We start from the raw sequence: 4,308 nt of genomic DNA, 5'->3' as shown, positions 1-4,308 counted from the left end.
TTGACCATTCGCCCGGATCGTCTGGTAGTTAGCGTCAGCGGTCGGATACCTAAGCTCGATCGAGCCGAGGCTCCGCACCGCCTCTCCAACATCCTGGTTGATGACGGCAGCCGATCTGTGCGCGGCCCGTCCAACAATAAGCCGGTATGAGTTCGTGGACTGAATGAGGACGTGGAATCACCACGGCACAGGTCCGGCATCATTGAAAAAGCCACCGGTGGGACCGTCGTCTCCGAGCGTGGCGAGGTGGACGATGACGCGGGCTCCTTCGGCAACCGAGCGTGTGCCTCGATGCTTCGTCATATCGGTGGCGGTATATCCGGGAGTTGCCGAATTGATCTTGACGTGAGCAAGCGCGTCGCTGTTGCCGAATGCTTTGGCGTATTGGATCGTGAGCATATTCAGCGCCGCTTTGGACGAGGAGTAGGCCAGCCGCAGATGCGCGTCACCACCGAAGTCGGTTCCGCTGCTGGTCAGTGAGAGGGATGCGGTGGTACTGGTGACGTTAACGATGCGCGGTGCAGGTGATTTCGCCAGCAGTGGCAGCATGGTGTGGATCATCGTCACCACGCCGAAGACATTGACCTCGTAGTTCTGCCGCATCTCAACAGCGGTGGTGCGTTCGGCGACCTGATCGATGTGGGCTCCCGCATTGTTGACCAGTACGTCCAGCTGCCCGTAGGTGGCGTCCAGCCAATCCGCAGCTTCTCGGACGCTATCCGCGTCGACCACATCGAGCCGTATCGGGATTACGTTGATGCCCTCAGCGGCCAGCTCATCGGCGGCCGCCTTGCCGCGGGCAAGGTCGCGACTTCCCAACACCACCGTGGCCCCACGTCCAGCGAGCTGGCGTGCGGTCTCCTTTCCCAGCCCCTTGTTTGCTCCCGTCACCAATGCCACAGGGTATCCACTCAAAACAGAACACCTCTTTCATCTGCAATCGTCCAATAGCTTCTCTCTCGATGATACAAGTCGTAACATGAGATACAAGCCGTAACATAAGGTAGGTGAACCGAGCTGAGTTGCCGGCGCAACTGGGGTTGCGCGCCCGCGGAGCTGAACGCACCCGCAGCAAGATCCTTGCTGCGGCTCGGCAGCGCCTGATCGACGCTGGCTATCACAATCTCAGCCTCGAGCAAGTCGCCGCCGATGCCGAGGTCACACGCGTGACCATTTATCGGAAGTTCGGCAACAAGCTCGGGCTCCTCGACGCGATAGCTGAGGACCTTTCACAACGGGCTGGGCTCGTGGCCGGCATGTACGCAGCTGCCGCCCTCACCGACCCGGTCGCCGCCTTCACTGCGATGATCTCTGAACTGTGCCGCTTCTGGAGCACTGACCCAGACCTGTTTCGACGCTTGATCAGTCTCTCCGCGGTGGACCCGGAGGTCCACCGGATCATTAGTAGCCGAGAGCAGTGGCGCTTCGATCAAGTCACGTTGTTCGTCACCAGACTCGCGGATGCCGGCCGCCTGTGCGGCCCCTTTGACACGGACACCGCCGCCGCAGTCGTTGGGGCGGTCACCACCTTCGCAACCTGTGACGAGATCGCCACGCGACTCCATCTTAGCCATGATCGGATCGACGACATCCTGTTGGCATTGCTAACTGGAGTTGTCCGGTTCGGTAAAAGCAGACCCTAGTACTCGAGCCGGACTTCGTTACCGGCACGTTGAAATCGTGCGGGCCCGCTCGAAAAACACCGTCTTGCCATGCCGCGAGCCGACCCGGGGGCAGCCTTCACCCGGAACCTAGAGGTCAGTATCGGACCGGAATCGATAAAACTACTCATGACAACGGCACACCTAGGCGAGCTAGCTTGGACGCTCGTTCGTATACCTCTCAGATAAGAAGGATTCATGACGAAGACCCAGCGCACAAGAAGTGGCCTCAAACGATCCGCAGCTGTGTTTGCTGCCTGCACAGCTCTTGCGATAGTTGGCGTACCTTACGCATCAGCAGCGAACGCGCAGCCCTCACCAGACCTGTCTCATATCGCGACTTCCGTCGACTCAGGGTCCTTCTCAGGATCCGGGACTCTGCTCAACGCAGCGCTCAACCTGTTGTGCGCGATCACGGGCGCGGGGCCGACCTGCTGGGGCGACGTTCCCCACTAACGCTCCGGACTGCCATGTTTGCGGACGGGGCGGAATGAAATTCAGACCGTGGTTCACGACTGCCAACGACGGGCGGGGCCGCATCTCATACCGGTGTCCTACGGGCGGGATGAGCCTCGCCTCTTGACGGCGACGTTCGAGAACAGCCGTATGGTGCGAAACTTCCAGGCGCAGCTACGGGTTCGTGCATCTCTGGGAAGCGCGGTGGATGTCTTGATGATCGATGCCTGGGCAGTCGTTGGTGATGCGTGCGGGCGTATGGCTCGACGAACTAGTTGACTAAGCCGACCCGGTCCCATGGCCGTTGAGGCCGGGAGGTGATTCCTACAACCACTTGGAAGCGCCGCCGCCTGGCGCGAGCCACCCCTCGGACGCATGCTCCTGGATCCGTCCGAGGAGTGGCTCGCGTGGTTTACCCACCGAACTGGTCATTCGGTCCAGCACCGGTCAGGTGCGGAGTTAATGCTCACCAAAAGGAGATCGACATGCATCCGATCGCTGGTCACATCGCCGTCAAAGTGGCAAGAGAGCACGCCAATTCGGCCAGGCCCGATAGCCCGGTCCGACCTGATCCGCCGTCACGTGAAGCCCGCCTACGCAAGCACATCGCTGCGCTCTTGCGCTGCTCTGACCAGCGCCGAGCCCACCTAGCCGACTGGCTCGACCCCGGCTTGGCCAAATCAAGATCCTGCTCACACCGACCCGCGGTCCGGATGAAATGCAGTTCCTCCGTGCCGGTTTCGACTCCAGATGATCGCGGGGCTGCTTGGAACCGCACGGCGCGTGGCCGAAACCAGTGCTCCCGCGATAAGGGGACATCAGCATGCATTTACCGCATGTAGGGCAGTAGCTGGGTTCCACTGTTCAACAGCACTTCTCACGAACGTGAACGCAAGCCCGCTACCAAGCGACGTCGCTTCGCAAGCTACCTCTCGTCCTCGGGACCGGCGGTGGCCGACGGCATTCTGCTATGGGGAGCAGCCGCGTCCTCCCGCCGATCGGTGGGCGGTAAGGCCTATCCGCACGGATGTCTCTGCCGTTATCGGTTAGGCAAGGTATGCGCGTAGGAAGGTATCGGTGGCGGCGTCAGCGATGTTCCGGAGCTCAGCAGGGGGGACGTTGCGATTGCCTTGGTGTGAGCGGGATTCCAGCGGTCCGCTGAGCAAGGCCAGAAACTGCTCTGCGGCGACGGACGGGTCGCTGTGACGTAGGCGGCCGGACAGGGTGAGCCGGGCCAGCCGGTCGGCGAGGGTCTCGCGCAGCCGCAGCGTCGTACGGTTCAGCACTGTCTCGACCAGGTCGGGGAAGTCCGCGGCCTCGGAGTAGGTGAGCCGGTGCAGGGCCAGCGCACGCTCGTCCGAACATGCACGCAGCAGCAGGGAGGCGGTCTCGGTGAGGCTGGCTGCGAGGTCGTCACCGGGATCGCGCAGGGGGTCGAGCGCGGTCAGCGCCTCGGTCCCGACGGTGTCGGCGGCGGCCGAAATTGCCTCGCGGAACAGGGTTTCCTTGTCTGTCAGGTGGTTGTAGACCGTTGGTTTGGCGACGGCGGCCGTGTCGGCGATCTCCTGCACGCACGCTTGGGCGTAACCGCGCCGTGCGAAGACGGTGAGGGCGGCGTCGAGGATGGCCTGTCGCTTGTCGATACGGCCGCGGGTCGCCTTCGCACTGGTCACTCTGGCACCTTACCGCAGTGTTCGCCTTATTGAACTCGTTGGTTCAATCGAGTTTACTGAACCTGTTGGTTTCATGCAGTGAACCAACGAGTTCAACAGGAGGAGTTGACATGATCGTTCACGTCCTGCGGTTCCGCTTCCGCACGGAGACGACCGAGGAACAGCGTGCCGAGGTGCTCGCGGCCATGCGTCGCACCGCGTCGGTGGAGTCGGTGAGTTTCGCGACGGTGGGTCAGAGCCTGGGCGATCCGGCCGAGGGCCTCACGCACGCCTACTGCGTCGGCATCGAGGATCTGGCGGCGCTGGAGCGGTACCTCCACGACCCGGTGCACTTGGCCGGTGATCCAGAGATCGCCCCGCATTTCGCGAAACTGGTTATAGGGCCGGATATTTCGAATGATCCGGACCCGGACCTGGCCGACAAGATCAACGCGCTACATCGACGCAAGGTCGAGATGTACCCCGAATGGGAGGAGCTTATGGCAACCATCCCCGAGGTGCGCTTCGCCTGAGTCGTG

Annotated in this window: 4 protein-coding genes; 2 read left to right on the top strand and 2 right to left on the bottom strand. The window is 62.0% G+C overall.

Annotation, left to right across the window (positions count from 1 at the left end):
• Positions 1 to 177 precede the first annotated feature (177 nt).
• Entirely contained in the window at positions 178 to 900 is a 723-nt protein-coding gene (locus VMT40_RS31915) for an SDR family oxidoreductase (RefSeq protein ID WP_326362949.1), read from the bottom strand.
• A 107-nt stretch (positions 901 to 1,007) separates the two neighbouring features.
• Between VMT40_RS31915 and VMT40_RS31910 the strand changes: the two genes are divergently transcribed.
• Positions 1,008 to 1,643 (top strand): TetR/AcrR family transcriptional regulator, encoded by a 636-nt coding sequence (locus VMT40_RS31910; protein ID WP_326362948.1) that lies wholly within the window; start codon positions 1,008 to 1,010, stop codon positions 1,641 to 1,643.
• Positions 1,644 to 3,163: 1,520 nt separating this feature from the next.
• Here VMT40_RS31910 and VMT40_RS31905 read toward each other — a convergent pair.
• Positions 3,164 to 3,790 (bottom strand): TetR/AcrR family transcriptional regulator, encoded by a 627-nt coding sequence (locus VMT40_RS31905; RefSeq protein WP_326362946.1) that lies wholly within the window; start codon positions 3,788 to 3,790, stop codon positions 3,164 to 3,166.
• Positions 3,791 to 3,900: 110 nt separating this feature from the next.
• Between VMT40_RS31905 and VMT40_RS31900 the strand changes: the two genes are divergently transcribed.
• Positions 3,901 to 4,302 (top strand): Dabb family protein, encoded by a 402-nt coding sequence (locus tag VMT40_RS31900; protein WP_326362945.1) that lies wholly within the window; start codon positions 3,901 to 3,903, stop codon positions 4,300 to 4,302.
• The last annotated feature ends 6 nt before the right edge of the window (positions 4,303 to 4,308 follow it).

The sequence above is a fragment of the Nocardia sp. CDC160 genome, from assembly GCF_035818795.1.
Classification (GTDB): Bacteria; Actinomycetota; Actinomycetes; order Mycobacteriales; family Mycobacteriaceae; genus Nocardia.
The sequence above is the reverse complement of the archived record's forward strand: the minus strand, read 5'-3'. Positions and strand labels throughout refer to the sequence as shown.

Bases quoted from the DNA above. Each gene is read 5' to 3' on its own strand.
- VMT40_RS31900 (WP_326362945.1), top strand. From the start codon at position 3,901: ATGATCGTTCACGTCCTGCGGTTCCGCTTCCGCACGGAGACGACCGAG.